Annotated in this window: 25 protein-coding genes and 4 pseudogenes; 9 read left to right on the forward strand and 20 right to left on the reverse strand. The window is 70.0% G+C overall.

Going from position 1 to position 26305, the window contains the following annotated elements; all coding sequences use genetic code 11:
- Window positions 1–40 precede the first annotated feature (40 nt).
- Window positions 41–364, forward strand: coding sequence for a hypothetical protein (locus E0500_RS38480; RefSeq protein ID WP_131562906.1), 324 nt, complete (start codon window positions 41–43; stop codon window positions 362–364).
- A 111-nt stretch (window positions 365–475) separates the two neighbouring features.
- Here the strand turns inward: E0500_RS38480 and E0500_RS38485 are convergent.
- From E0500_RS38485 to E0500_RS45635, 6 genes and pseudogenes are all read right to left on the reverse strand, one after another.
- A pseudogene (locus E0500_RS38485) lies at window positions 476–1213 on the reverse strand (NAD(P)-binding domain-containing protein); the annotation flags it as partial.
- Window positions 1214–1356: 143 nt separating this feature from the next.
- A complete protein-coding gene (locus tag E0500_RS38490; protein ID WP_131562904.1) occupies window positions 1357–2517 on the reverse strand; it encodes an LLM class flavin-dependent oxidoreductase in 1161 nt (386 codons plus the stop codon).
- Entirely contained in the window at window positions 2517–3548 is a 1032-nt protein-coding gene (locus E0500_RS38495; protein WP_131562902.1) for an ABC transporter substrate-binding protein, read from the reverse strand. Before E0500_RS38495 ends, E0500_RS38490 begins: the two co-directional genes overlap by 1 nt.
- A 112-nt stretch (window positions 3549–3660) precedes the next feature.
- Window positions 3661–4425, reverse strand: coding sequence for an ABC transporter ATP-binding protein (locus E0500_RS38500; RefSeq protein ID WP_131562900.1), 765 nt, complete (start codon window positions 4423–4425; stop codon window positions 3661–3663).
- Window positions 4398–5315 carry an ABC transporter permease gene (locus tag E0500_RS38505; protein ID WP_131562898.1) on the reverse strand — a complete coding sequence of 306 codons (918 nt, stop codon included), beginning with the start codon at window positions 5313–5315 and terminating at the stop codon, window positions 4398–4400. Before E0500_RS38505 ends, E0500_RS38500 begins: the two co-directional genes overlap by 28 nt.
- Window positions 5316–5475: 160 nt before the next feature.
- Window positions 5476–5559: a putative leader peptide gene (locus E0500_RS45635; RefSeq protein WP_350955903.1), complete on the reverse strand. Its 84-nt coding sequence runs from the start codon at window positions 5557–5559 to the stop codon at window positions 5476–5478.
- Window positions 5560–5681: 122 nt separating this feature from the next.
- Here E0500_RS45635 and E0500_RS38510 point away from each other — a divergent pair, with 122 nt between their 5' ends.
- The 3 genes from E0500_RS38510 (at window position 5682) to E0500_RS38520 (ending at window position 9706) form a co-directional block, all read left to right on the forward strand.
- Complete coding sequence (locus tag E0500_RS38510; protein WP_131562896.1) at window positions 5682–6110, forward strand: secondary thiamine-phosphate synthase enzyme YjbQ; 429 nt, start codon at window positions 5682–5684, stop codon at window positions 6108–6110.
- A 662-nt stretch (window positions 6111–6772) separates the two neighbouring features.
- Window positions 6773–8494: a multicopper oxidase family protein gene (locus tag E0500_RS38515; RefSeq protein ID WP_131562894.1), complete on the forward strand. Its 1722-nt coding sequence runs from the start codon at window positions 6773–6775 to the stop codon at window positions 8492–8494.
- A 306-nt stretch (window positions 8495–8800) separates the two neighbouring features.
- Entirely contained in the window at window positions 8801–9706 is a 906-nt protein-coding gene (locus tag E0500_RS38520) for a universal stress protein (RefSeq protein WP_181587365.1), read from the forward strand.
- Window positions 9707–9861: 155 nt separating this feature from the next.
- Here E0500_RS38520 and E0500_RS38525 read toward each other — a convergent pair whose 3' ends face one another.
- On the reverse strand, window positions 9862–10896 hold the full coding sequence (locus tag E0500_RS38525) for a sulfotransferase (RefSeq protein WP_131572271.1): 1035 nt from the start codon (window positions 10894–10896) through the stop codon (window positions 9862–9864).
- 370 nt (window positions 10897–11266) lie between these two features.
- On the opposite strand from E0500_RS38525, the gene E0500_RS38530 reads away from it, so the two are divergent.
- The gene (locus tag E0500_RS38530) at window positions 11267–11719 is read left to right on the forward strand and encodes an HIT family protein (protein WP_131572272.1); all 453 of its coding nucleotides are present in this window, start codon (window positions 11267–11269) and stop codon (window positions 11717–11719) included.
- A 117-nt stretch (window positions 11720–11836) separates the two neighbouring features.
- On the opposite strand, the pseudogene E0500_RS45640 reads toward E0500_RS38530, so the two are convergent.
- Window positions 11837–11955, reverse strand: a pseudogene (locus tag E0500_RS45640) (M24 family metallopeptidase); the annotation flags it as partial.
- Window positions 11956–11966: 11 nt separating this feature from the next.
- On the opposite strand from E0500_RS45640, the pseudogene E0500_RS38535 reads away from it, so the two are divergent.
- Window positions 11967–12081 (forward strand): annotated as a pseudogene (locus E0500_RS38535) (Fe-Mn family superoxide dismutase); the annotation flags it as partial.
- A 90-nt stretch (window positions 12082–12171) separates the two neighbouring features.
- Here the strand turns inward: E0500_RS38535 and E0500_RS38540 are convergent.
- From E0500_RS38540 to E0500_RS38595, 12 genes and pseudogenes are all read right to left on the reverse strand, one after another.
- Window positions 12172–13257 (reverse strand): annotated as a pseudogene (locus E0500_RS38540) (ABC transporter ATP-binding protein); the annotation flags it as partial.
- 234 nt (window positions 13258–13491) lie between these two features.
- Complete coding sequence (locus tag E0500_RS38545) at window positions 13492–14181, reverse strand: 2'-5' RNA ligase family protein (RefSeq protein WP_220141489.1); 690 nt, start codon at window positions 14179–14181, stop codon at window positions 13492–13494.
- Window positions 14178–15605 carry an extracellular solute-binding protein gene (locus E0500_RS38550; RefSeq protein ID WP_131562030.1) on the reverse strand — a complete coding sequence of 476 codons (1428 nt, stop codon included), beginning with the start codon at window positions 15603–15605 and terminating at the stop codon, window positions 14178–14180. The genes E0500_RS38545 and E0500_RS38550 overlap by 4 nt, the downstream gene beginning before the upstream one ends.
- A gap of 52 nt (window positions 15606–15657) precedes the next feature.
- Window positions 15658–16479, reverse strand: a complete 822-nt coding sequence (locus E0500_RS38555) for a carbohydrate ABC transporter permease (protein ID WP_131562028.1) — start codon at window positions 16477–16479, stop codon at window positions 15658–15660.
- Window positions 16476–17315 (reverse strand): carbohydrate ABC transporter permease, encoded by an 840-nt coding sequence (locus tag E0500_RS38560; protein ID WP_165934942.1) that lies wholly within the window; start codon window positions 17313–17315, stop codon window positions 16476–16478. Before E0500_RS38560 ends, E0500_RS38555 begins: the two co-directional genes overlap by 4 nt.
- 148 nt (window positions 17316–17463) lie before the next feature.
- A complete protein-coding gene (locus E0500_RS38565) occupies window positions 17464–18477 on the reverse strand; it encodes a LacI family DNA-binding transcriptional regulator (RefSeq protein WP_131562025.1) in 1014 nt (337 codons plus the stop codon).
- Complete coding sequence (locus E0500_RS45220; RefSeq protein WP_165934941.1) at window positions 18470–19093, reverse strand: HAD-IA family hydrolase; 624 nt, start codon at window positions 19091–19093, stop codon at window positions 18470–18472. The genes E0500_RS38565 and E0500_RS45220 overlap by 8 nt, the downstream gene beginning before the upstream one ends.
- Window positions 19074–19346, reverse strand: a complete 273-nt coding sequence (locus E0500_RS38575; RefSeq protein ID WP_258573765.1) for a hypothetical protein — start codon at window positions 19344–19346, stop codon at window positions 19074–19076. Before E0500_RS38575 ends, E0500_RS45220 begins: the two co-directional genes overlap by 20 nt.
- Before the next feature lie 48 nt (window positions 19347–19394).
- Window positions 19395–20054: a response regulator transcription factor gene (locus E0500_RS38580; protein ID WP_131562021.1), complete on the reverse strand. Its 660-nt coding sequence runs from the start codon at window positions 20052–20054 to the stop codon at window positions 19395–19397.
- Window positions 20051–21205 carry a histidine kinase gene (locus E0500_RS38585; RefSeq protein WP_131562019.1) on the reverse strand — a complete coding sequence of 385 codons (1155 nt, stop codon included), beginning with the start codon at window positions 21203–21205 and terminating at the stop codon, window positions 20051–20053. Before E0500_RS38585 ends, E0500_RS38580 begins: the two co-directional genes overlap by 4 nt.
- Entirely contained in the window at window positions 21202–22047 is an 846-nt protein-coding gene (locus tag E0500_RS38590; protein ID WP_131562017.1) for a CPBP family intramembrane glutamic endopeptidase, read from the reverse strand. Before E0500_RS38590 ends, E0500_RS38585 begins: the two co-directional genes overlap by 4 nt.
- Before the next feature lie 213 nt (window positions 22048–22260).
- Complete coding sequence (locus E0500_RS38595) at window positions 22261–23484, reverse strand: erythromycin esterase family protein (RefSeq protein WP_131562015.1); 1224 nt, start codon at window positions 23482–23484, stop codon at window positions 22261–22263.
- A 58-nt stretch (window positions 23485–23542) separates the two neighbouring features.
- Here E0500_RS38595 and E0500_RS38600 point away from each other — a divergent pair, with 58 nt between their 5' ends.
- From E0500_RS38600 to E0500_RS38610, 3 genes are all read left to right on the forward strand, one after another.
- Complete coding sequence (locus E0500_RS38600) at window positions 23543–24298, forward strand: TioE family transcriptional regulator (RefSeq protein ID WP_131562013.1); 756 nt, start codon at window positions 23543–23545, stop codon at window positions 24296–24298.
- A gap of 84 nt (window positions 24299–24382) precedes the next feature.
- Window positions 24383–25075, forward strand: a complete 693-nt coding sequence (locus E0500_RS38605) for a TetR/AcrR family transcriptional regulator C-terminal domain-containing protein (RefSeq protein WP_131562011.1) — start codon at window positions 24383–24385, stop codon at window positions 25073–25075.
- A gap of 93 nt (window positions 25076–25168) precedes the next feature.
- Window positions 25169–26221 (forward strand): low specificity L-threonine aldolase, encoded by a 1053-nt coding sequence (locus tag E0500_RS38610; protein WP_131562009.1) that lies wholly within the window; start codon window positions 25169–25171, stop codon window positions 26219–26221.
- The last annotated feature ends 84 nt before the right edge of the window (window positions 26222–26305 follow it).

Here is a 26305-nt window from a genome sequence, read left to right on the forward strand (position 1 = left end):
CTGACACCGGGGCCTTGATCCGAAAGGTGGTTCGGACCCAATGAGCATCATTCCAGAGGGTCAGTCGGAACACTCAGAGGGGCGTGCAGCGCTTCGACGGATGCCGGGTGACGGTTCAGGGAAGACGGCTTACTGCCAGCCAGGGGGAGTGCTGGAGGCTCTGGCCGAGAACAGGGAAGAGGAGATCCTCCGAGTGGCCAAGGCTGATGTGGAGCGTGCCATGGCGCTAACGAGAGAGGAGAAGGTGAGTAAGCACCAACTAGTACTTGCTCTCTCGTACGTCTGTCACTCGTCGATGGCTGCTACCGATGTGGCCGAGTGTCGTGGGGAGCGGCTGGCTTCCCTGGAGGACAGTGACGGCTGACACCCCGTCAGGTAGACCCCCTGGTGAGCGGATGACCAGGGGGTCTACTCATGTCCAGATGTACGGACAGTCATCTGTCCTGGTCACAGTGATGTGTTGTCAGAGCCTGGTGATAGGCAGCCCGGTCACCGACACCACACTCCTCGGCGGCAGCCCCTGCCGTACCCGCTCATCGACCAGTGCGACGGCCGCCCGCCCGGCCTCCTGGTCGAAGAGGCCCTCACGGAAGACCGGCGGACGCCTGGTCACCCACGTGGTCGCGGCGGCGTACGGGGCGATCTCCAACAGATGCTGCGTACCGGACGCACCCCCGCCGACGACCACCACCCGCTGTCCGGCGAACTCCTCCGGCCCCGGGTACTGCGCCGTGTGCAACTGCCGCCCCCGGAACGTCTCCTGACCGGGATAGCGCGGCCAGAACGGCCGGTCCCAGGTGCCGGTCGCGTTGATCAGCGCCCGAGTCGACCAGGTCTCCGCCGAGGTCTCGACGAGCAGCCGCCTTCCCTCGCCCTCCCGTACCGCGCGCACGTCGACCGGTCGGCGTACCCGCAGGTCGAAGGTTCGCTCGTATGTGTCGAAGTACTCCGAGACGACCTCGGACGACGGGCGCGCCGGGTCCGCGCCCGTCAGTTCCATGCCGGGCAGCGCGTGCATCCCGTGCACCTTGCCGTACGTCAGCGACGGCCAGCGGAACTGCCAGGCGCCGCCCGGACGCGGCGCGTGGTCCAGCACCACGAAGTCCCGCTCCGGCTCGAAACCGGTGTGCCGCAGGTGATAGGCGCCGGCCAGTCCTGCCTGTCCGGCGCCTATCACCACGGCGTCGACGTCTCGTACCCCGGTGTTGTTCACGCTTCTACCAACCGCGCCGGGGCCATGGATCTTCCCGGTCGCGATCCCGCGCCTCCCGGAGCGACCAAGGCCGGTCATCGACCGAGGCCAGGCACCGAGGCCGGTCACGTCATCGACCGAGGCCAGTCATCGACCGAGGCCGGTCAGCGACCGCTTGCGACCAGCAACGGCGCGCCACCCCCGGCCGTCGTGCTCGTGCCGGAGAGCAGCCCCCGAGCCGCCAGATCCGGGATCACCCCCTCCCCGAACCAGTACGCCTCCTCCAGGTGCGGATAACCGGAGAGCACGAAGTGCTCGATGCCCAGGGCGTGGTACTCCTCGATCCGGTCGGCGACCTCTGCATGGCTGCCCACGAGCGCGGTGCCCGCGCCGCCGCGGACCAGCCCCACGCCCGCCCACAGGTTCGGCGAGATCTCCAATTCGTCCCGCGAACCACCATGCAGGGCCAGCATGCGCTGCTGGCCCACCGACTCGCTGCGCCCGAGCGCCGACTGCGCCGCCGTGATCGTGTCCGCGTCGAGGTCGTCGAGCAGGCGGTTCGCCGTCGCCCACGCCTCGGCCGACGAGTCGCGAGAGATGGTGTGCAGCCGGATGCCGAACCGGACCGTGCGCCCCTGTTCCTCGGCGAGCGCGCGGATCCAGTCGATCTTCTCCTTGACCTGGGCCGGAGGCTCCCCCCAGGTCAGATAGACGTCCGCGTGCCGGGCCGCGACCGGCCCCGCGGCCGGCGACGAGCCACCGAAGAAGATCTGCGGCACCGGGTCCGGCGGCAGCGCGGTCAGCCCGCCCTCGACCCGGTAGTGCGCGCCGTCGAAGTCGAACGGCTGCCCGCGCCACACGCCTCGTACGACCGAGAGGAACTCGTCCGTACGGGCGTACCGCTGGTCGTGGTCCAGATGGTCACCGAAGCGACGCTGCTCGGACGAGTCGCCCCCGGTGACGACATTGAGCAGCAACCGGCCGCGCGTGACGCGCTGATACGTCGCCGCCATCTGCGCGGCCAGCGTCGGTGAGATCACTCCCGGCCTGAACGCGACCAGGAACTTCAGCCGCTCGGTGTGCTGGGCGAGCGCGACCGTCGTCAGCCAGGCGTCCTCGCACCAGGTGCCCGTCGGCGTCAGCACCGCCTCGAAACCCAACTGCTCGGCGGCCTTGGCTATCTGGGCGAGGTACTCGATGTCCGGGGCACGCACCCCGCGAACCCGGAGGGCGGCGTCGACGTTGTTCGGCGCGTACGCGTGCCGGTCGACGAGAGTGCGGCCGTCACCGCCCGTCGGCAGAAACCAGTGGAGGTGAAGGGACATCAGGATTCCTTGAAGACACGGGGCTTGGCGGTGGACGGCGGCAGGTCGCCGTTGTAGCGGGTGTCGACGAACGTCCCGAAGTCCACCTTGCGCGGGATCAGCTTCAGGCGGGTGAACGCGTCCGCGATTCTCTGCTCGGAGGCGATCAGCGGCTCGTCGACCGCGACTGCGACACGAGAGGCGTTGGTGCGTTTCACCGAGGCCAGCGCCACCTCGTACGGCAGGCCCGTGTCCTTGGCCCACTCCGTCGCCCACTCCTCCGGGTGGTCGTAGACCCAGGCGTAGGCACGGCGCAGCCGCTCCAGGTAGTCCTCGATGGCGGCGGACTTCCTCCTGTCGTTGAGTGCTGTCGGCGCCGCCACCTGGAAAGAGAGGCCGTTGGTGATGCCCTCGCCGGTCGTCAGGATGCGCCCCTGCTCGGCCTGGAGCACCTGTGAGGTGTACGGGTCCCACACCGCCCACGCGTCGACCTTGCCGGAGGTGAACGCGGCGAGCGCGTCGGCCGGCTGGAGATACTTGACCTGGACGTCGCTGAACGTCAGTCCGGCCTTCTTGAGGGAGGCGACGAGTTGGTAGTGCGCGGACGAACCCTGGGCCACCGCGATGGACCTGCCCCTGAGCTCAGCGGGCTTCGTAAGCTTCGACCCTTCGGGTACGAGGATGGCGTCGCCCTTGGAGGTGCCGTGCCAGGCGGCCACGACCTTGATCCTTGAATTGGCCCCGGCCGCGAAGACCGGCGGGGTGTTGCCGACGCCGCCGATGTCGACGGCCTTGGCGTTGACTGCCTCCAGCAGCGGCGGGCCGGAGGTGAAGGTGGACCACTTGATCTTGTAGTCGAGGTTCTTGAGTTCTCCGGCGGCCCGCAGGATGGCCTCGGAACCACCCTTCTGGTCACCGACGTTGAGGGTGACGGAGCCCTTGCCGTCGGTCCCGTTACCGGCCGAGGTCTCGGCTGCCGAGGTGCCGCCGCAGGCGGAGAGCAGGAAGGCCAGGGGGACGAGCAGGACGGCGGGGAGGAGACGTCGTCGCATGGGGGTTCCGTTCGGTAGGTACAGGGTGAGGGTTTTGGCGGGGGCCGGCGACCGGCGACCGGGAGCCGGGGGTGAACAGCTGGTGCGTGGTGTATCTGTGTGTGGGGGGAGTTCAGGCGGCGTCGGCCGCGTTGTCGACGCCGAGGCGTTCGAGCAACCGGCCGCGCAGCTCGGCGAAACGGGGATCGGTGACGTCGCGGGGACGCTCCAGCTCGACCGCTGTCTCGTACGCGATGACCCCCTCGTCCATCACCAGGACGCGGTCCGCGAGCAGGACGGCCTCCTCGACGTCGTGCGTAACGAGCAGCACCGCGCAGCCGCGCCGCTGCCACAGCTCGCCCACCAGGCGCTGGGCCTTGATGCGGGTGAGGGCGTCCAGCGCGCCGAACGGCTCGTCGAGCAGCAGAAGGTCGGGCTCGCGGACCAATGCCCGAGCCAGTGAGGCGCGTTGGGCCTCACCGCCGGAGAGGGTCTTCGGCCAGGCGCCCGAGCGGTGGCTCAGGCCGACCTCCTCCAGCGCCTGTTCGGCGACGGCGCGTTCGGGCCTGCCCGGCAGACCGAGCAGTACGTTGCGCCACACCTTCTTCCACGGCATCAGCCGCGGGGCCTGGAAGGCGACGGCCTTGCGGCGCGGCACGAGGACGGTGCCCTCGATGTCGCGGTCGAGTCCGGCGAGGATGCGTAGGAGCGTGGACTTGCCGCAGCCACTTCGACCGAGAAGGGCCACGAACTCGCCCGGCCGTACATCGAGTTGGAGCCGGTCGATGACCGCACGGCCGTCGAAGGACCGGGTCAGGCCCTCGACGTGAACGGCTTGTGTCGCGCGGGGCGCCCCGGGCGCCTGAGGGCTCACCGGCCCGTGAACGTCGGTCGCCATTGCAGCAGCAGCCTTTCGAAGGAGCGGACGACGAAGTCGGCGAGCAGGCCGAGGAAGGCGTAGACGATCAGGCAGACCACGATGACGTCGGTCCGCAGGAAGTCCCGTGCCTGCACCATGAGGAAGCCGATCCCGGCGTCCGCGTTGATCTGCTCGGCGAACACGAGCGCGAGCCAGGCGATGCCGAGCGAGTACCGCAGGCCGGTCATGGCACCCGGAAGCGCGCCCGGGAGAACGACATGCCGTACGAGCCCCCACTTGGACAGTCCGAGTGACTCCCCGGCCTCGATCAACTGGGAGTCGACGCCGCGGATCCCGGCGTACACGTTCAGATACAGCGGGAAGGACACACCGAGGGTGATGATCGCGACCTTCGGCGCCTCGCCGATGCCGAACCAGATGATGAACAGCGGGATGAGCCCCACGAAGGGCACGGTCCGCAGCATCTGGACGGGGGCGTCCACGAGGTCCTCGCCGATCCGGAACAGACCCGAGAGGAGGGCGAGGCCGGTACCGGCGACGGCTCCGAACAGCAGCCCGGCCGCGACCCGCTGCACGGACGTGCCCATGGCCGCGGGCAGCGAACCGTCGGCGATCAGGTCCCCCGCGACCTGCGTGATCCGCCCGGGTGACGCGAGTACGTCCGACGTCAACACGTCGCTGGCACTGAGCAGTTGCCACAGGGCGAGGAGAAGGGCGGGGCCCGTGGTGCGACGCAGCCAGCGGGGTACACGGGTGCGTCGGGCGGAGCTGGGGACGATGGGTTCGAGGCCGAGAGGACCTTGCCCGGCGGCGTCGGCGGCCGTGGCCCCGGCGGGCCCGGCATTCGCTTCACCTGTACCCGAAATATCGGATTCGGGAGACCCGGGCGGGGCATGACTGATGCTCATGGATTCTCCACGGGGAGGGACGACCGGTGAGGGAACGCACTCCGGCGGCGCCGCGCCGGACATGGATCAGCCGCAGCCGAACACGATCAGACGTGCCGGTGGGACGAGGCGCGGGCGCAAAGAGAAGCGCGAAGAGAAGGAGAGAGTGGTGAGAAAGGCGTCAGCAGCCGCGAGGACACGCGGCGGAGGCCACCCGCAGCAGGTCGATGTGACCGCGCGAAGTGAGCATGACGGGACGCAACATGCCGCTGAACGTAACGAGGTGGCCCCTACAGGGTCAATGGTGTCTCGCGGAATGGACCCCCGGTATCGCCCAACGGGCAGTCGCTGCCGCGCCCGGCCCGGCGGGTGAGCGAGGATGGAGCCATGTCCGATGCCTTCACCACCCGAGTCCTGAACGTCGCCTCCGGCTCCCGGGAGACGGTCGCCGATCTCACCCACGAGTGCGAGGCGTTCCTGCGGGAGGCGGCTGCCGGACGCAGCGGCCTCCTCAACGTCTTCGTCCCGCACGCGACCGCCGGAGTGGCCCTGATCGAGACCGGCGCCGGCAGCGACGACGACCTCCTCGCCGCGCTGCACTCCCTCCTCCCCGCGGACGATCGCTGGCAACACCGCCACGGCAGCCCCGGCCACGGCCGCGACCACGTCCTCCCCGCGATCGTGGCCCCGCACGCCACGCTGCCGGTCATCGACGGTCGGCTGGAGTTGGGTACGTGGCAGTCGGTGTGCCTCGTCGACACCAACAGGGATAATTTGGAGCGAAAGGTGCGACTTTCGTTTCTTGCGGGCTCCTGATCTCCGCCCGATCTTTTGATGCCTCTCTCAAGGTGAACTGACTCCACCTGATCGCCGGTGCGCGGGTAGAACCGGCAAGAAGAGTTCGTGCGTGCCGGTGTATCTGTGTCTGATCTGCAGTGACCTGGCTGGGGGCGTGGGGACTGCAAAGTTGGCGGTCATCGCACCGGCCACGGCGGCCCAGTACTAGAGCCAGGCGTTCGCCGACGCCTGTCGCAGAGCAGTCGTCCGCCGGTTCATGAGCGCGATCGCACGGAGCTGGCGCAGCCTGCGCCAGTGGGCTGGACGATGCCAGGGTGGCGGGCCGCCAAACGCGACGAGGACGCGGTGGCCGCGTGGATCAAGGAGACGTGGCCGCGGGTGGAAAGACGGCGAGGGGCCGGGACGCCTGACTGCGCTCGTGGACCAGGCAGGGCAACTGCTGCGGCCACCGAAGGACCCGCCGCTTCCTCCGCCGCCGACAGCGCCAACTCCACACCGTCCGCGGCTGCTTCCGCGCCGGATGTCCGCTACGCGTTCACGTGGGCAGCCCGATGGCTCCAGCTCAATATCCGCTTCGCGCCATTTCTTGTGGTATCTGTCCAATGATCCGGAACCTCGAACAAAGGGGAGCAGTGGACAGAAGAGGTTTCATCCAAGCCGGTTCGGCCCTGGGGAGCGCCATGCTCCTTCGGGGCCTGGACGTGGCCACGGCGGCTCAGGCGGCCCCGCGGCAGACACTCCCGCCGGTCAAGGACCCGCTGTATCTCAACCCGATCGCCGATCCCCAGGCCATCCCGCGCTTCGCGAACGCGCTGCCGCGGCCTTCGCGCATCGACGTGACGGCGGGCGGTACACGGACCCTGCGGGCGAGGCCGATCATCCAGGACGTGCTCGGCGGCGGACTGGGGCTCACCACCCCCGTCTGGGGTTTCGGGCAGAAAGGGCGACAACGTGACTCCGGGGCATCCGTCAGCTACCCCGGACCGACCTTCGTGGCTCTCAAGGACCGTCCGGTCCACGTGCACTGGGTCAACGACCTGCCCTTCCGCCACCTGCTGCCGGTGGACACCACGATCCACTGGGCCTTCAAGCACACCGACCACACCATCGCGGAGAACGGTGTGCCGTCCGTGGTGCACCTGCACGGCGGGCACACCGAACCCCAGAGCGACGGCCACCCCGACGCCTGGTACACCGTCACCGGCACCCGCGGTCCACGCTTCGCGGGAACGCGGTTCTCCTACGGGAACACCCAGGAAGCCGCCACATTGTGGTACCACGACCACACACTGGGCATCACCCGGCTCAACGTCTACGCGGGTCTCGCCGGCTTCTACTTCCTGCGCGATCGTCATGAGCTCTCGCTCATCGAGCACCACAAGCTGCCCAGCGGGCCGTACGAGATCGAGCTGGTGATCCAGGACCGGATGTTCCACCCGGACGGGCGTCTGGCGTACCCGGACGCCCCCGCCGATTCCCCCGACTGGCCGGGCGGGCCCTCCGTCCAGCCCGAGTTCTTCGGCCAGGTCATCCTCGTCAACGGAAAGGCATGGCCCTATCTGGACGTGGAGCCCCGCCAGTACCGCCTGCGCCTGCTCAACGGTTCGAACTCACGCTTCTACCGTCTCTCCATCGACGGGTCATGGCCCTTCCCCGTCACCCAGATCGCCACCGAAGGCGGTTTCCTGTACCAGCCGCTCCCCCTGCACACACCTCTGGTGATCGCTCCGGGAGAGCGGGTGGACCTGGTAGCCGACTTCCGGGGCCTGCGGGGATCACAGTTCACGCTCACCAACGACGCCCCGACACCCTTCCCCGACGGAACCCCGGTGACCCCGCCCGCTGACAAGATCCTTCAGCTGCGCGTCAGCCGGCCCCTTGACCAGAAGGTGCCCGAGCCGCGATTGCCGAGCACGTTGCGCAAGGCGCCGTTCCTGGTCGACAAGCCGTCGACGCGCACCCGCCGGCTGCTGCTGATCGAAGAGACTGACGGCTTCGGACGGCCCCGTCCGTTGTTGGGCACCGTGGAGCGGGGCGCGCTGGCATGGTCGGACCCGACCACGGAGGACCCCGCACTGAACACGGCGGAGATCTGGGAAGTCTTCAACACCACCCCTGACACCCACCCGATCCACCTGCACCTGGTGCGGTTCCAGGTGCTGGACCGGGCGCCCTTCACCGCGGACCAGGACCCGCAGACCGGTGCGCTTACGAACATCCAGGTCGGCCAGGCCCAGCCACCGGGCCCCACCGAACAGGGCCCGAAGGACACCGTGCAGATGGCACCCGGCCAGGTCACCCGGATCAAGGCGCTGTTCGACAAGCGCGGGCTCTACGTCTGGCACTGCCACATCCTCGAACACGAGGACAACGAGATGATGCGGAACTACCAGGTCACGTGAGCGCGGGGCCACCAGGATCTCTCCAGCCGGCGCCGGCGGTCTCGCGCCGCGGGCCCGGCCGGAGACGCCGCGCATTCCGGCGCCAGCGGGGGCCACGGCGGACTCATTCGAGGAGCACCCCAGATCTCCCCGGGGCGCATGTGGTTCCGTTCCGGGTGGGCGCTCGGGCAGGCCTGGAGTGGCTCATGTCAAGGAGCCCGGTCGGCGGGGGGCCGGTCGGTCCCGTATGGGGACGTGCGGCCCCTGTCCCCGTGAGCGCGCCGTCACCACGCTGGAAGCTGAGCCTGGTCCCAGGAGGTGGAGACGATGTCCCGAACCGTCACGGTGGGCTTCGACGGATCGTCCGAGAGCCGGGCTGCTGCCGAATGGGCGGCGCGCGAAGCACGGCTGCGCGGTCTGCCGCTGAAGATCGTTGACGTCTGGGAGCCGGTGCCGGAGCTCGTGCTCCAGGCCGCGCTGCCCGGCGCCGAGACCCAGCAGCAGTGGACCGAGCGGGTTCCCCGTGAGGCCGCCGAGGGGCTGCGGCTGCGCCATCCCGGCGTGGAGGTGATCACCGTTCACCTCACCGGGGACCCGGCGGAGGCCCTGATCGGGGCGGCGGACTCCGCCGAACTGATGGTGCTGGGCTCATGCGGCTTCAGCGGGATCGTGGGCTTCATGGTCGGCTCGGTCAGCTTGGCCGTCATCGCCCATGCCGAACGTCCCGTGGTACTGGTCCGGGCCGGCGAGCAGGCCGCCGACGAGCACAGGATGGACCCGGCGGGCGTGCCGTCCGCCGCGACCGCCTTCCAGCCCGTCGTCCTCGGCCTCGACACCGGCCGCCCCGACGAGACACTTCTTGAGTTCGCCTTTGATGCCGCCGCGCGCCGGGACGCTTCCCTGAGAGTCGTACACGCCTGGCCAGAGCCGCCCACCTCGTTCTACCGCTTCCAAGGTGACGCCGAGCTCTACGACATGCTCGCACGCAAGCAGGCCACGGTCCTGACCGAGGTGCTGCGCTCCTGGCGGCGGAAGTTCCCGGACATGGAGGTGACCGAGGTGAGCCGGTGCGGCAGCGCCGCGCAGATTCTCGTCGAGGCCTCCCGCGAGGCCTGCCTGGTCGTCGTCGGCCGGCGCATCCGCACCCGCCGCCTCGGCACCCACATCGGCCACGTCGCGCATGCCGTCCTGCACCATGTCGAGGCCCCGGTCGCCGTGGTTCCGCACGACTGATCCGTCCTTGGGGAGGGAGCACGATGGACCTTCCGATCTCGACAAGCCGTTGGAGGAGGTGATGGCCCGGGACGTCGTCGGCACCGCCGAGTACTGCGCCCGGCGGCGCCGGCCGGGCGACCTGCTCGGCGCGCGGCGCCTGGCGCTCGGCGTTGTCACCGCATCGGTCGCCTCTCCAGAACGTAGGTGCCCGGGGCGCAGCTCTCCCTCAGCTCGTCGAGTGCCTTGGCCGGCAGTCGCCGGGCGGAGCCGCGTCGACTGCTGTCGAGTAGTGCGGATGCGGTGTCCAGCCACTGCGGGAGGGGGGCGACGCCGATGAACTCGGCGAGGCGGGTCAGCTCCCCGGCGGGGTGGTCGAGGACGTCCTCGTAGGCAAGCGTGGTGCGCTGGTCCGCGGGCAGTTGGCTGAGGAACTCCGTGCCTTCGGTGACGAGTTCGGACCACAGGGTGCCGAACGTCCGCAGGGGGAGGTTCCGGTCGCGCACGAGGGCGGCATCGAAATGCTCGTCGAGCAGCGGTGACAAGTCCGCAGGCAGCGAGCGCACGTGCGCGTCGGTCAGGTCGGCGAGGCTGTCGACGCCGGCACGTGCCTTGATCTCGCGCAGCAGCAAGATTGTGCGGTACCCGGGATGACGGCTCATGGACAGGGCGCAGTCCGGCCCCTGTCGGAACATGTGCACGAACCTCGCGTGCGGGAACGCGGCCCGTAGCTTTGGTGCCCAGCCTGTCGAGTAACCGGAGCGCTCCACGGCTGCGGTCCGTCCGAACCGTGCACAGAGCAGGCCGAACAGTGCTCGGTGGTGCTCGGCAGCGGTGCGCTCGGGCCACCGGACCACCGCTGCGCAGAGCTCGTCGAGGAGCGCGTCCGGGTCGTCGGTGAGGTGAGGCAACACCATCAGGGAGAGTGCAGGAATACCGGTGGTCTGCGCCGCGTACCTCCCAGGGCGGCGCGTGTAGAGGAACTCCGGCAGCGGCAGCCCGCTACGGATCATCCGCTCGAAGTGCGGAGCGGGCCGGAAGAGCAACTGCCAGAACCCCTCACCGGTCACCTTCCCTGCGGGAAAGGCGACGTCGCCCACGGAGGCCATGAACTCGTTGAGGCTCAGTACGTCCGGGTGGGCATTGAGGATGCGTGACAGCGCAGTCGAGCCGCTACGCCCCGTGCCGATGACGAAGGTCAAGGAACGCATGGTCACCCTCCGCAGCTTCGCAACACTTGGGACCAAGCCCCAGCTACCGCAGCACTATCCATGACCGTAGCCTCTCCAAACTGGCTCTTCACTGACCCGGCAAACGGCGTAGACGGCACCGCGTCGAGCTGGTCCAGGTTCTCGCTGTACAGGAAGACTGCCTTGGCCCTCAGCGTGCCCTGTTCGGACTGGCTGGCCGAAGACGGCGGATTCCAGTTCGCCCCCAGCCGTTCCTGGCGCTCTGGATGAAGACGTCCATCTGCGGGGTGATGTCGGTATAGCGGCGAGAACGCCCATGTGGTGCATGAGCCGTCCCTCTGGGTGACGACCTGCCAGACTCGTCGATCCAGCTGGACAGAGCCAGAATGACGTGACTTCGGAGGTCTCCAGGGTGAGTGAGTGCGCCTTCTGCAGGATCGGGCAAGGCGAGATCGATGAGGACTTGGTCGCCTACCGCTCAGAAAACGTCTTCGTCGTCCCTGCGCTCAAGCAGCGGCAGAACAACCCTGGTCACGCCCTTGTCCTGCCGGTGTCCCACGTGACCGACCTGCATGAGGTTCCAACTGATCTCCTGCATGAGATCTTCGAGGTCACAGCCAAAGTGACCTGTGCGGTGAAGGACGCCTATGGGGCCATCGGAAGCACGGTCACGCAGAACAACCACATCCCCGGTCAAGTGCTTCATCATGTGCACGTTCATGTCGTCCCCCGCTTCGAGGACGACGGGTTCCGCATGCCTGAGACGGCACTGTGCGAAGCACCACGAGACGGGCGACTTGCTCTGACTGCCGCTCTCAGGAAGGCATTGAGGCTGGGAGCCTGAGCTCGGCGGCCCACCCGAGGATCGGTCGTCCAGTCACTGGGGCAGGGAGTTCTGCGGGGATCACGTCAAGTCCGCGCTGACCCGGTGTTGCCGCCCATGCGGAGGCCGATTCCGTCAGCCGTCGAGTTGGGCGCCGCAGTCGATGCTCACCAGGTCGCCGTTGCGCAGCCGGTAGCCGGTGGGGGGCGTGGGACATGGCGTCGTTCGGACGCGCAGATCACGGCTGGGAAAGCTGTGCAACGGGCATCACGCCTACTACTTGCAGTACAAGAACGTCCGCCCCGACTACGTCACCAAGCTCTGGGGACCTGGTCAACTGGGAGGACGTAGCCGCCCGCTACACGACAGCAACCGGCGCCTGACCCGGCATCACGGCCTCACCCGGCGGGCCGGGAAATCACCATGGTTTCCCGGCCCGCGCTATCGAAGGCGGCGCTCCTCGGCCGAGGCCAGTCGGAGAGGCGCTCGCCCGTGGAGGTCGAGAACACGTGGGTCTCGCCGGAGCGGGGGACGATGTGGAGGGTGCTGCCCTTCTCGGGGACGTCGCGGCCGCTGACGCGGACGACGAGGTCCTTGGAGTCCTCGCCGACCTTGGCGGTGCCGTAGACGTAGGCGTCGGCGCCCAGTTCCTCGACGACGTTGACGGTGACGGCGAGGCCCTGGTCGGAGTCGGAGCCGGCGACGTCGAAGTGCTCGGGGCGGACGCCGACGGTGACGGTCTTGTCGGTGGTGGCGGAGATCGCGTCGCGCTGGACCGGGACGACGCTGTTGCCGAACTTCACGCCGCCGTCGGTGATCGGGACCTCGACCAGGTTCATGGCGGGGGAGCCGATGAAGCCGGCGACGAAGAGGTTGGCCGGGCGGTCGTACATGTTGCGCGGGGTGTCGACCTGCTGGAGCAGTCCGTCCTTGAGGACGGCCACGCGGTCGCCCATCGTCATGGCCTCGACCTGGTCGTGGGTGACGTAGACGGTGGTGATGCCGAGGCGGCGCTGCAGCGAGGCGATCTGGGTACGGGTGGAGACGCGGAGCTTGGCGTCGAGGTTGGACAGCGGCTCGTCCATGAGGAACACCTGCGGTTCACGCACGATGGCGCGGCCCATGGCGACACGCTGGCGCTGACCGCCGGAGAGCGCCTTGGGCTTGCGGGCGAGGTATTCGGTGAGGTCGAGGATCTTCGCGGCGTCCTCGACCTTCTGGCGGATCTCGTCCTTCGGCACGCCGGCGATCTTGAGGGCGAAGCCCATGTTGTCGGCGACGGTCATGTGGGGGTAGAGCGCGTAGTTCTGGAACACCATGGCGATGTCCCGGTCCTTGGGCGGCAGGTGGGTGACGTCGCGGTCGCCGATGCGGATGGCGCCGCCGTTGACGTCCTCGAGCCCGGCGAGCATGCGGAGCGAGGTGGACTTGCCGCAGCCGGACGGGCCGACCAGGACGAGGAACTCTCCGTCCTCGATGTGGATGTCGAGCGCGTCTACGGCGGGCTTCTCGGTGCCCGGGTAGATCCGGGTCGCCTTGTCGAACGAGACAGTGGCCATGGGTCGTAGGCCCCCTTCACCGGCAGGAACGTGCCGGACGATCCGAGCCGGACGACTGCGTCCGCCACGAGTGGTTCTGTTGGGGTGTGGTTCGTGGGAGGGCGCGCTCGGGTCCGCTCTCTTCCTGCCCGGTGCCGCCCGGGGCCCCTCTCACCCGTCGTCGGCGAGAGGGGGGTTGCCGGTGGTTGGAGTGCAGCTCATGAGGGAGACAGGGCGGTCCGTCCCCGGAGCTGCTCAGTGGTGGCGCAGGCGCCAGGTGTAAACGTGCTCCCAGGTGAGCGTCTGCCACCAGCGGCCCGTCCAGTCGTCGCTGCGGGTGCGGTAGAGGGTGACGGTGTCACCCGGGAAGCTGTCCGAGAAGGGCACGGGGAGTCCGGAGACGTACTCCTCGACCTCGGCGAACAGGTCCGGGCGTTCGTACATGTCGTGCGAGAGCAGCGACAGGTGGGCCTGGAACGTGTCGGCGTCGAAGGGGTTTCCCGCCGGGTTGGGTGCCGGTGTCTCCAGGGGGGCGACGGCCGCGTCGATCCGGGCGGCGAGGTCCACGAACGCCGTGTTCGGGGTGATGCCGTCGGCGAGGTGGTGGACGTCGTAGACCAGCCCCACCCCGAGGCGGCGGACGCCCGCGTTGTGGACGGTGAAGGCGGGGACGTCGGCCACTGCCCGGGTCACGGCGTCGATGGTCTCCTCGACGGGGCCAGGGAGGTGCCGGCTGCCGACCAGGGTCGCGTGCGGCGGGAACGCGCCCGCCGAGACGAGTCCGTACTGCGCCCGCAGTTGGCTGGTCACGGCGGTGACCGCGGCGCAGGTGACGGGGTCGGGGCGCAGGTAGACGCCGTAGCGGTACGGGTCTCCGGGAGCCTGTGCGAAGCGCTCGTTCGAGTCCGTGGTCGTGATGGTCGTCGTGTTGGTCGTGTCGGTCACTGCCCCGCCTGTTCCCGGTAGTCCTTGATCTTCGCCGTCGCCGCGTCCTGCGCTGCCTTCAGGGCGCTGTCGATCGACTTCTTGCCGCTGAACGCCTGCTGCATCTCCGGCACGACCGCTTCACGCACACCCGGCATGGCGCCGCTGAGGCAGCCGGAGGTGGCCGTCGTGGCCGGGGTGTCGGCGAACTGCTTGCCGAGCACGGCGTAGGGCTCGTGCTGGGCGAGGAACGCCTTCCACGTGGACGAGTTGTCGACGTCGGTGTTGATGGGGGCGTATCCCGATGCCTTGGCGAATCGTTCCTGCGCTTCGGGGGAGGCGAGGTAGCTGACCAGCTTCCAGCCGGCCACCTGCTCGGCCGCGCCGTGTCCGGCCCGGTCCACCCACATCGCGGCGCCACCGATCGCGGCGCCCGCCGTGGACGGCGAGCCGGACAAGGGGTAGGGCAGCGCGCTGTAGCCCTTCATGCCCGCCTCGGTGAGGCCGCCGATCGCGCCGCTGGAGTTGAACATCATGGCGGTCTTGCCCGCGGCGAAAGCCGACAGGGCGGCGTTGCCGTCGTCGCCGGTGTCGAGGCCGACGCCGTCGGTGTAGAGCTTGGCCATGGTGCCGAACGCGGAGCGCTGCGGCCCGCTGGTGAGGGACAGCGCCGTGGCTCCGCCGGACTTCCGGCCGTTGTCCGGGGTGCAGTAGGGGACCCCGGCCGCGGCGGTGAGCTGCTCGAACCACCAGCCGTCCAAGGGCTGGTCGATGCCCTTCACGTCGGGCAGCGCGGCGTGGACCTTCCGCGCGGCCTCCGCCACGCCCGCGAGGGTGCCGAGGGCCGAGCGGTCGACCTTCGCCCGGTCCAGCAGCTTGTCGTTGACGTACAGCAGGGGCATGGACGTGTTCAGCGGTACGGCCAGGAGCTTGCCGTCGGCCGTGTAGTAGTTGCGCGCCGCCGGGCGGAGCTTGTCGAGGTCGAGGTCCTTCGGGTTGGCGGCGGCCATGTCCTGGGCGGAGACGGTCTGTCCGGCGTCGCGCAGATAACCGCTGGTGATGTCGTTGGAGATCATGACGCTCGGTGTGCCGCCACTGCGGGTCGCGGAGGTGTACTTGGCGATGGCGTCGGCATAGTTGCCCTGGAACGACGCCTTCACCACGATCTTTCCGGCGTTGGCCTTGTTGAACGCGTCGATCTCGTTCTGCAGCGCCTGACCGGCCGGGCCGCCGAGGCCGTGCCACAGCGTCACGGTCACCGCGTTCTTCGCGTCGGCCAGCGCCGACGGTCCGGGCGCCGCGTCGGCGGCCTTCCCGTCGTCGGAGCCGCCGTCGGAGCCGCCGCAGGCGGTCAGCGTCAGGGCGAGGGCGGTCGTCAGGCAGCCGGCCGCGACGCGTGCTCGCAGTCTGGCTCGGGGAGGGAGGGACGAAGGAGACGGGGGCATGGCGAATCGTCTTTCTTGCTCGGTTGTGTACGGGTGAGGCTGTGGGGGGCGTCTACGTGGTGACCCGTGCCGCCAGGCCCCGGACCAGGAAGCGCTGGCCGAACAGGACGAGCAGCAGGGTCGGCAACAGGACCAGGAGGGTGCCGGCGTAGATGACGGCCGGTGCGGTGACCTGGTCCACGACGAGTTGGGCGAGACCGACCTGGATGGTCCGGCGCTGGGGGGAGTCGGTGATGAGCAGCGGCCAGAAGTAACCGTTCCACGCCGACAGGGCGCACCACATCGCCGCCGTGACCAACTGCGGCCGCGCCATGGGCAGGACGACGAGCACCAGCGCGCGCACGTCACCGCAGCCGTCCATGCGGGCGGCCTCCCAGACCTCCCGCGGCAGCGCGAGGAACGCCTGGCGGAGCAGGAAGACCGCGTAGCCGGCGGCCAGGTACGGGATGACGATACCGAGCACGGTGTCGCGCAGCCCGAGCCCGCTGACGAGCTGGAAGTTGGGGATGACCAGGCTCTCCCCGGGGAAGGCCAGGGTGGCCAGCACCAGGGCGAAGGCCATGCCGCGGCCGCGCCAGCGGGGGAAGACGAGCGCGTACGCGGCCAGGGCGGCCGTGGTCAGCTGGGCGGCGGCCTGCAGGGCGGTGACGGCCACGCTGACCAGGTACTGCTGGGCGAGGGGCGCGGTGCCCAGGACGGTGCGCACGTTGTCCAGGGTGAGCCGGTCCGGCCTGGGGACGAGCCGGCCGGCGGCCACGTCGGCCGGGGGCAGCAGAGCGGTGACGACGGTGGCGTAGACGGGGAACGCGACGACCACGACCACGGTGCCCAGCCACAGCCAGCGCAGCAGCGAGGCTGCCTGACGGCGTGTCATGCCCACCTCCTCAGCACCCGGAACTGGATCGCGGTGATCAGCAGGACGAGGAGCAGCAGGACCACGGCCAGGGCCGAGGCCGATCCCACATGGGGGAGCGCCTCGCCGAAGGCACGCTGGTACAGCTCGAAGACCAGCGTCGACGTGGCGTCGGCCGGGCCGCCCCGGGTGAGGACCTGGACCTGAGTGAACACCTGCAGCCCGCTGACGGTCTGGGTGACCAGGAGGAATATCAGGCTCGGCCGGAGCATGGGGATGATCACCGACCGGGCCAGCCGCAGCCCCGACGCGCCGTCCAGTGCCGCGGCCTCGATGACGTGCTGGTCGAGCTGGGTCATCGCGGCCAGCAGGACGAGGAAGGCGAACCCGAACTCGTACCAGGCAGTGGCGATCGACACGGAGAGAATGGCCCATTCCGGAGAGCGCAGCCACTCCGGTCCGGTGACGCCGAGGTGGGCCAGCACCTGGTTGAGGGTTCCGACCGCCGGGGCGAACAGGCCCGCGAACACGGCCGCCGACGCCGCCGCCGAGTACGCGAACGGCATGGACAGCAGCACCGACACCACGGCCCGCGGCCTGCGCGCGGCCCGGCGCAGCGGGAGCACCGCGGCGAGCGCGCCGCCCACGGAGAGCAGCACGCTGAGCCCGGCTATCACCACCGTGGTGAGCAGCGCCCGGCGCAGCTCCGGATCGGTGAACAACTCGGTGTACTGGTCGAGTCCGACGAACCGCGTCGGGTCGCCCAGCAGATCGTTGCCGTACAGGCTGAGGACGACACCGCGGACGACCGGCCAGTACGCGAAGACGAGCAGCAGGCCGACGCACGGCAGGACCATGAGCGGACCTGTGAAGCCGCGCGGGAGCCAGACCCGGCGGCGTGCTGCGCCGCGGTGGAGTGGAACGTTCCCAATCATGTGTGGAACGTTCCCACTCGGGGTCCGGCAAGCGCAGTAGCCATCGGGTGAACAGTCAGAAAAAAACGGGTCAGCCGGTCGGAGGGGCCGTCGTGCGGCCCACCACCAGCGTGCCGTTCAGCACCTGGTGGTGGTCGGGCGGCTGCTCGCCGTCGAGCAACCGCACGAGAGCGTCCACGGCCCGGCTGCCGATCAGGTCGATCGGCTGGCGCCAGTGCGTCAGCCCGATCAGGGACGTCGTCAGGTCCCCGATACCGTCGTAGCCGGTCACCGACAGCCGTTCGGGTACGGCCACATCCCGCAGGCGGAGCTGTTCCAGCAGGGCGACCGCGTGACGGTCGCTGGGGGCCATCACGGCGGTGATCCCGGGATGTCGCAGCACTTCGGTCGCCCACGCGCCGGCCGTCTCCCGATGCGGCCCCGGAATTTCGAGCACGCGCGCTCCACGCTCCCGCAGGCAGCGGGTCATGGCCGCCGTCCGTGGCCCCAGCGTCACGGAGCCGCTGAACGGCACGGTGACCACCGCGACCTCACGATGCCCCAGATCGAGGAGGTGGCCCGCCAGCGCGGTGCCTCCCTCGTCCTCGTCGCAGTAGACGCTGGTGATGCTCGGATGCGTTTCCGGTCGCCCCGCCACCACGGTGGGCAACCGCGCGGCGAACGGCAGGATCTGCTCGCTCGGCAGCAGCCCGCTGCACACGAGCAACGCCTCGACCCGCAGCATCGCGAGGGTCTCCAACGCCCGGTACTCGTCACTCACTTCGAACCCGCCGGAGCCCGTCGCGGTGACCACCCGATAGCCGTGGAACGCCGCGCGCTCCTGCATCGCGGTGAGAAGGTTGCCGTAGAAAGGCGTTGCCGCGTCGCGGACGAACGCCCCGACGGTGTAGGTCCGGTGGGCGACCATGGCCCGGGCCACGGCGTTGACGACATAGCCCAGTTCCTCCGCGGCCCGCAGCACCCGCCGCCGGGTCTCCTCTCCTACGCTGCCGCGCCCCGAGACGACCCGGGACACCACCGATTTGGACACCCCGGCCAGCCGGGCCACGTCGATGATCGTGGGGTTGCGCGGCCGGTCAGCCATCGAGCACACCCTCCTGGGCGAGCACGGCGGCGGCCGTTTCGGCTCCCGTCCACACGTGGGCGCGCCAGCCGTGGGCGCGCGCCGCCGCGACGTTTTCCCGCCGGTCGTCGAAGAACACGACATCCGAGGAGGCGCGGCCGAGCCGTTCGTCGGCGCCCCGGTAGATGAGGGGGTCCGGTTTCATCAGCCCGAGATCGGAGGAGAAGACCAGCGTCTCGAAGAGGCCGCTCCATGAGGCCCGCCGGACCGCCTTCGCCAGCGAGCCCGGCGCGTTGGACAGGACCCCCAACGGTATTCCGTGACCTGCCAACCGGGTGAGCAGTTCGCCGGCGTCGGATCCGAGCGCCGCCCAGCACTCGGTGTCGATACGGTCCAACCGGTCGACCCAAGCCTCGTCCAGCGGGCGCCCCAGATCCTTGGCGATCCGGTGCCAGTACTCATCGGGAGGGCCGCCCAGGTCGTAGGCATCGCGGTAGGCCCAGTACGGGCCGGCGAGGTCGGACTCGGGCACGTCGAGAGCGGCGGCCAGCGCGCCCAGCGCACGGCCCGAGGGAGCCAGGACGCCGCCGAGATCCCAGACGACTATGGTTGATGATTCACTTTGGGAACGTTCCACAAGCGGGATGATAGCGACTCTCCTGGGTGGGCATCTGCCCGTGCCCAGGCGGCTCGGTATCAGGCGAGTCGAGGTGCTGCAGCCGCAGCCGGGCCGCCTCGGCTCCCCGGCCGGCAACCGGCTGTGCGACGGTGGTCAGCCCGATCACTTCGGCGAGTTCGTGGTCGTCGACACCGACGACGGTGAAGCCGTTCCGGGCCCCGTCGACGACGGTGGCCGGCGGGACTCTGAAGGGGCGCAGCGCGGCCGCCACTCTCAGGCTCCGCCGCCCGTGCGGCGCGTCAGGTCACCAGGCCTCGGCTCAGGTCACCAGGCCTCGGCGGTACGCATAGACGACTGCTTGTACGCGGTCGCGGAGTTGGAGCTTGGCGAGGATACGGGACACGAAGGTTTTGACGGTCTCCTGGCTTATCAGGAGGGTCGCGGCGATTTCGCTGTTGGAGAGGCCGGCCGAGATGAGGCGATGGACCTCCAGTTCACGGGGGGTCAGCGGGATGTCGTGCGAGGTGCCCTCGGGGGGCCGGATCCGGGCGGCGTACCTGCCCACGAGCTGCCGCGTCACCTCGGGGTCCAGCAGCGCCGCGCCCGCGGCCACGGTCCGGATCCCGTGGAGCAGTTGGGCCGGCGGTGCGTCCTTGAGCAGGAACCCGCTCGCTCCCGCGCGCAGCGCCTCGTAGACGTACTCGTCCAGGTTGAACGTGGTCACCACGAGCACCTTGACCGGATGCGGCACGCCCGCCCCGGCCAGCAGGCGAGTGGCCTCGATGCCGTCGAGCACGGGCATGCGTACGTCCATCACCACGACATCGGGGCTCAGCCGACCCGCGAGGTCGACCGCGGCCTGCCCGTCTCCGCACTCGCCCGCGACCTCAAGGTCGGGCTGGGCATCGATGATCGTGACCAGTCCGGTGCGGATCAGCATCTGGTCGTCGCAGACCAGGACCCGGATCGGCGCGGTCACGACGGGCTGCCCGCGGGTATACGCGCCCGCACGACGAAGCCGCCGCCCGTTCGGTCTCCCGCGCTGAAGTCGCCGCCGAGGACGTCGACCCGTTCACGGAGACCGGCCAGACCCCGCCCGCTCCCGCCGGGGGACCGGGTCCGCGAGCCGGAACCGTCCGTGCTGACCTCCACGGTGATCTCCCTTTCGCCGTGGTGCACCTGGACCGAGGTGCGGCTGCCGTGGGCGTACTTGAGGGCGTTCGTCAGGGCCTCCTGCACGACCCGGTAGGCCACGAGGTCGGCGCTGCCGGTCGACTCCGCCGGCGTGCCCTTCTCGGTGAACTCCACCGGCTGCCCGGCCCGGCGCGTCTGCTCCACGAGCGTGAGAAGTCTGCCGACGGACGGTGTCCTGGCCCCGGTGCCGTGGTCGGGGTTGAGCAGGTCGAGCAGGTGCCGAAGGTCGGTGATGGCCCGTCGGCCGGTATCGGTGACCGCGGTGAGGGTCTGGTCGAGGCGCTCCGGCGCGGCGGTCAGATAGCGTGCCGCCTCGGCCTGCACCACCATCGCCGTCACATGGTGGGTCACGACGTCGTGGAGTTCGCGGGCGATGCGGGCGCGTTCGGCGGTCCGGGTGTCCTCGGCGACGCGACGGCGGCGTTCGGCCTCCGCGGCCCGGTCGCGGCGCAGCCAGGCCCCGGCGCCCCAGGCGAGGGCCAGCACCGGGTAGAACGTCATGAACTCCACCGGCGGTTCGCCCGAACCGAGCTGTAGGAGCGCGACCGCCAGTGGCACATACGCCACGGAGAAGAGGAGTGCGGTGGCGCGCCGGTGCCGTTCCAGATGGGCTCCCGTGCTGAGCAGCGCGATGGGCAGCGCGGTACCCGCGAGTGTGTGGTAGCCGCGGAGCTGGTCGAGGGCGAAGCCGAGCGACACCAGGGCGAGACAGACGACCGGCCACCGTCGGCGCACGGCGAGCGGGAGACATTCGAGGGCGACCACCACGACGGCCACTGCGTCGAAGGGGCGGTCCGGCACGCCGCCGAGCCGCGTCCCGTGGTTGGCGAAGGCCGGCACGCACGACGCGGCGAGGAACAGCAGCCCCAGGGGGAGATCCCGGACGGTGACATCGAACCGGCGCCACCGTTCCGGGACCCGCCGAAGATCGATCACCGGGGGAGTGTAGCGTCGGCGGTGATCCGGTCGGCGCGCCGACGGCGGGCCGGGCGGGGCACCAGATGGCCGCGCCGACGGGCCAGCCGCAGGAACACGATCGTCAGCAGTACGCCGAACAGCACCGAGTACAGGCTTCCCTCCGGGCCGAAGTCGCCGCCGGTGATCAGCACCGGGCCGGACATCGTGGCGTCCAGCAGTCCCCGCGTAGTGCCGTTGCCCGAGACCACGGTGCTGAAGATGCCGGACGCGGCGAAGTTCCAGCCGAAGTGCAGGCCGATCGGCACCCACAGGTTGCGGGTGGCGGCGTACGCGGCGCCGAGCATGCCGCCGGCCTCGATCGCGATGGCGATGGCACCCCACAGGCTGGCGTCCGGGTTGAACAAGTGCATCAGGCCGAACAGCAGGCCGGTCAGCGCGAGCGCGATCCATGTGCCGGTGCGTTCCTCGACGATCCGGAACAGGATGCCGCGGAACATCAGTTCCTCTGTTACGGAGGCGGCGGCCATGAGGCCGAACAGCCCCACCGCGCCCGTCAGCGAGCCCAGGCCGTTGATCTCGTAGCCCCCGAGGAAGGCGATGTTCACGATGACGGCCCCGAACATCGCGACGCCGATCAGCACACCCCGGCCGATCGCGGCCGCTGCACCCTCCCGGGCCACATCCATGGACGGGCGGTGCTCGGTCCGCCGCACCACCCACCCGTGGACAAGTACCGCAAGTACCGCTGTCAGGAGGCCGAGGGCCGGCGTGAGCCACGGATTCCCCCGCACTGCGGCAACGCCCTGGCTGCCGATGAGGGCGACCGCCGCGACGGCCACGAGCTGCCAGACCAGTCTCACTGAAGACTCCTTCGCCCAACGCGCGGCCGGAGCGCCGCGGTTGAGTCGAACGCTACGGAGTCGGTGGTCCGGAATCGTCACCACAGAGTGGACACCTGCGCGTAGCTCGCACGGGGGACGGACACCAGGTGCACGAGGCACGAGCGCGCGGCCGAAGGACTGCCGGATCGACCGTCGGGGCACTGTCGCGGTGCTGTACGGGTGCTGTCGGGGCTAGGGCCCCTGCGGGACGTCCTTGACGAACACGATCCCGTCGTTCCCGGCCAGGTGGGTCGGGTCGAGTGGGGAGTAGCCGTAGTAGGGGGACACGCGGGCAGCGGGCCGTGTGTCGCCGAGGGCGGTGGCCAGCCGACGGGGGTCGACGACGCAGTGGTCCTCCGGGAGCGCGTACAGAAGTCCTTCGACGGAGTCCGGGGGCGGGGTGTCCACACCCTGGTGCCGGATCGTGCCGAGCGCCATGGCCAGGAAGGCATACCCGCCGCCCAGGTGGGCGCTCACCAGCGCGCCCGCGCTCCACCACTCCAGCAGTGGCTGGTCCCACATGCGCATCGTGCTCTTGTGCCGCTGGAGATGCCCGTTGTGGGCGTGGACCAGTGCCGGGCCCCGTTCGGCGACGGCGAGGAGGTTGTCGGCCATCATCAGGTCCCGCAGGCCCACCAGCCGCGCCATGCGGGTCGGTGAGGTGTCGGCCATCCAGAAGTGGTAGCGCAGCAGGCCGGTTGCGGTGCGCCCGTACAAGCGGGCCCGGTCCCAGTCGTCCCGCGAGGTCGCCGTGATCAGGTGCGGCGTCTGCGCGTCGAGCAGCGCCACCAGATCGTCGGCGAGCAGTCGCAGCTCCTTTGCCTCGGCCGACTGCCCCACGGACTGAGCCGGGTCCATCATCGCGGCGGGATTGGTCCACCGGTCGTCGGCGCCGAGCAGGCGGTCGAGCGTTTCCGCGGCGCAGGGGAGCAGGTCCGCGTCCACCTGGGCCGAGAGGCAGTCGTGGAGCGCGGTGAGGGCCTGCCGGGGGCTCGCGGCGCCGGTGATCTCCAGCGGGCCGTCGAAACCGGCGAAGCGGAGCCGCTCGGACGCGGGCCGGCCGTCGTTGTCGGCGCGGACGTTGTAGGCGCGCATCCAGCGCACGAGCTCGCGGTTGGCCGCGGACGCGCCCCACCCGTGGCTGAATCCTTGCTCCATGACGTCGTCGAGCGTGCCCGTGCCCGAGGTGACGTAGCCGTCCACGACCAGGCCCATCAGACAGTCGCTCTCGATCGCGATCGTCCGGTAGCCCTCCTGCTCGACGAGCTGCTGGAAGAGCTCGTTGCGCAGGTCGAGCAGGCTGTCCTCGCCGTGGGTGGGCTCGCCCAGGGCGAGCAACCGCGGCCGGGCCGGGAGCAGCCTCATGACGGCGGCGGCCTCGACGGCATGGGCGGTGTCCTTGATGTCGGTAACCATGCCTTCAACGCTATCGTTGAACCTTCGATTGAAACTTCTCCGTGATATCGGCAGGCCCATGGCGCGAAACCTTCAAAACGGCGAACGGCTCAGGCCGGTTGATCTGGCACGTGGGCACGGTCTGTCCACGCAGGCGATCAGGAACTACGAGGAGGCCGGCATCCTTCCGGCCGCCGGTCGCACGGCTCACGGCTATCGCACCTACACCTCGCTGCACGCGGCGGCCCTGCGCGCCTTTCTCGCCCTGGTGCCCGGCCACAGCCACCGGACGGCGGCATCGATCATGCGGGCCGTGAACGAGGGCGCGACCGAGGAGGCGTTCCGCCTCATCGACGAGAGCCACGCAGAGCTCCTCGACGACCGCCGGACCCTCCAGGCCGTGGAGAGCGCTCTCCGCGACCTGGCGCCCACGGGGGCGGGAGCGTCCGAATCCGAGCCGACTGCGGTGCCCGAGCCCGGCGCCACGTTCATCGGGCCGCTGGCGGGAAGGCTCGGAATCCGGCCCGCGACGCTGCGCAAATGGGAGCGCGCCGGGCTGGTGCACCCGCGCCGCGACCCCCTGACCGGGTACCGCGTCTACGACGAGGCCGACGTGCGGGACGCCCGGCTGGCCCACCAACTCAGGCGGGGCGGCTACCTGCTGGAGCAGATCGCCCCGCTGATCGCCCAGGTGCGGGCAGCCGGTGGGCTGGAGCCGCTGGAGACCGCCCTGTACGACTGGCGCAGCCGACTGTCCGCCCGCGGGCGCGCGATGCTGGCCGGGGCCGCCGAACTGGAGGCGTACCTCCGCGAGCGCGAACCGGACAGGGCCTGAACCGAGCCGTCGAGGCAGTTGATCCGAGAGGGACAGGGACTGCCGGCGAACAGGTTCGATACGGCGTACCGTACAATGACTCGTATGCCTCGCCACTCCCCGTCACTGGACCGGGCGACCCCGGACCGCATCGCTGAAACCGCCCTCCTCCTGATCGATGAGGGCGGCCCCGAGGCACTGACCTTCCGTGCGCTGGCCACGCGGCTGGAGATCTCCCTCGCTTCTCTCCAGCGTCGCTGCACCGACCTGGCCGGACTGCTGGACCTGTGCACCGACCACCTGGCCGCCCGGCTGCCCGAGGCCGAGCCCGACACCGACTGGGCCGATGCCACCGAGACCCGGTTCACCGCGCTGTACCGACTGCTGGCGGCTCATCCGGGACTGCTCGCGCTGCGTGGCACGCGCCCCTGGCTGGGCCCGAACCTGCTGGCCCGCCTGGTCGAGCCGCAGCTTGCCGACAGCCTCGCGGCCGGGATGACCCCCGAGGCGGCGATCGCCGCGTACCGGCGGATGTACCTGCTCACCCTCGGCAGCGCGAGCTTCGTCGACCACCGCGACCCGAAGTCGGCCCAGACGGCGACCCGCACGGCGCTGGCCGCGCTCGACCCGGAGGCGTTCCCGGTGCTGACCGGCCATCTCGCCGCGATCGTGCCTGCCGTGACCGACCACGAGGTCTACTACGAGGCCCTGCGCCAGCTCATCCACGCGGCCGACCCGGCCGCGACGCCCGCTCCGCCTGCGGGCTCCGCGGTACCCGGTCGCCGCCGCGGAGCCTGACTCGCCGGCCACTCAGCCGGGACATCACACCGAGCCGGGACAACACGACCACCGCCCCCCCTTTATCGCCCAGGAACAGCAAGGACTTCGGCCATGAGCACCACGACTCCCACCGCACGCATCTTCAGCAGCGACAACGCCGCCGGCACCTCCCCGGAGATCATCGAGGCCGTGGCGCGGGCGGCCTCCGGGCATGCCATGCCCTACGGGGCCGACGACAGTACGGCCGCGGTACGGCGTCGGCTGGGCGACATCTTCGAGCGCGAGGTGGACGTACTGCTGGTCTCCACGGGGTCGGCGGCGAACGCACTGAGCCTGGCCGCGCTGACTCCGCCCTGGGGCAGCGTCCTGTGCCACCGCGACAGCCACATCAACAACGACGAGTGCGGGGCGCCCGAGTTCTACACCGCGGGCGCCAAACTCGTCCCGCTCGGTGGTGACGACGCCAAGATCGACCCCGGTGAACTGCGGGCGGCCGGACGGCACAAGGCCGGTGACGTACACAGCGTGGAACCCTCGGTCGTGAGCGTCACTCAGGCCACGGAGACCGGGGCGGTCTACACCCTCGACGAGATCCGCACCCTCGGTTCGATCGCCAAGGATGCCGGGCTGCGCCTGCACATGGACGGTGCCCGGTTCGCGGGAGCCGTCGCCTCCGTCGGCTGCACTCCCGCCGAGCTGACCTGGCGGGCCGGTGTCGACCTGCTGTCCTTCGGTGCCACCAAGAACGGCACGATGACCGCCGACGCGATCGTCGTCTTCGACCGCTCCCTCACCGCCGAACTGGCCTTCCGCGCCAAGCGAGCCGGTCAGCTCGCCTCCAAGATGCGCTTCCACGCCGCCCAGCTGGACGCCTACCTCACCGACGACCTGTGGCTGCGCAACGCGACCCACGCCAACGCCATGGCCGCCCGTCTCCAGGAGGGACTGAAGGGCATACCCGAGGTCGGACTGCTCGGCGCCGCCGACGCCAACATCCTCTTCTGCCGTCTGCCCCAGCAGGTCACGGAGGGGCTCCTGGCCGACGGCTACGCCTTCTACCACGACCGCTGGGAGCCGGGCGTCGTCCGCTTCGTCACCTCCTTCGCCACCACTCCCCAGGACGTCGACCACCTCCTCCAAGCCGTCAGCCGGCATGCCGCCTGACGTTGGACATACCCCGAGGTGTGCTTGGGAAGTGGTGAGCGGGGGTGATTCCGGTGGCGCTCAGGGGCCGGTCGCCCGGCCCCT

Source organism: Streptomyces sp. KM273126 (genome assembly GCF_004337435.2).
GTDB classification, from domain to species: domain Bacteria; phylum Actinomycetota; class Actinomycetes; order Streptomycetales; family Streptomycetaceae; genus Streptomyces; species Streptomyces acidicola.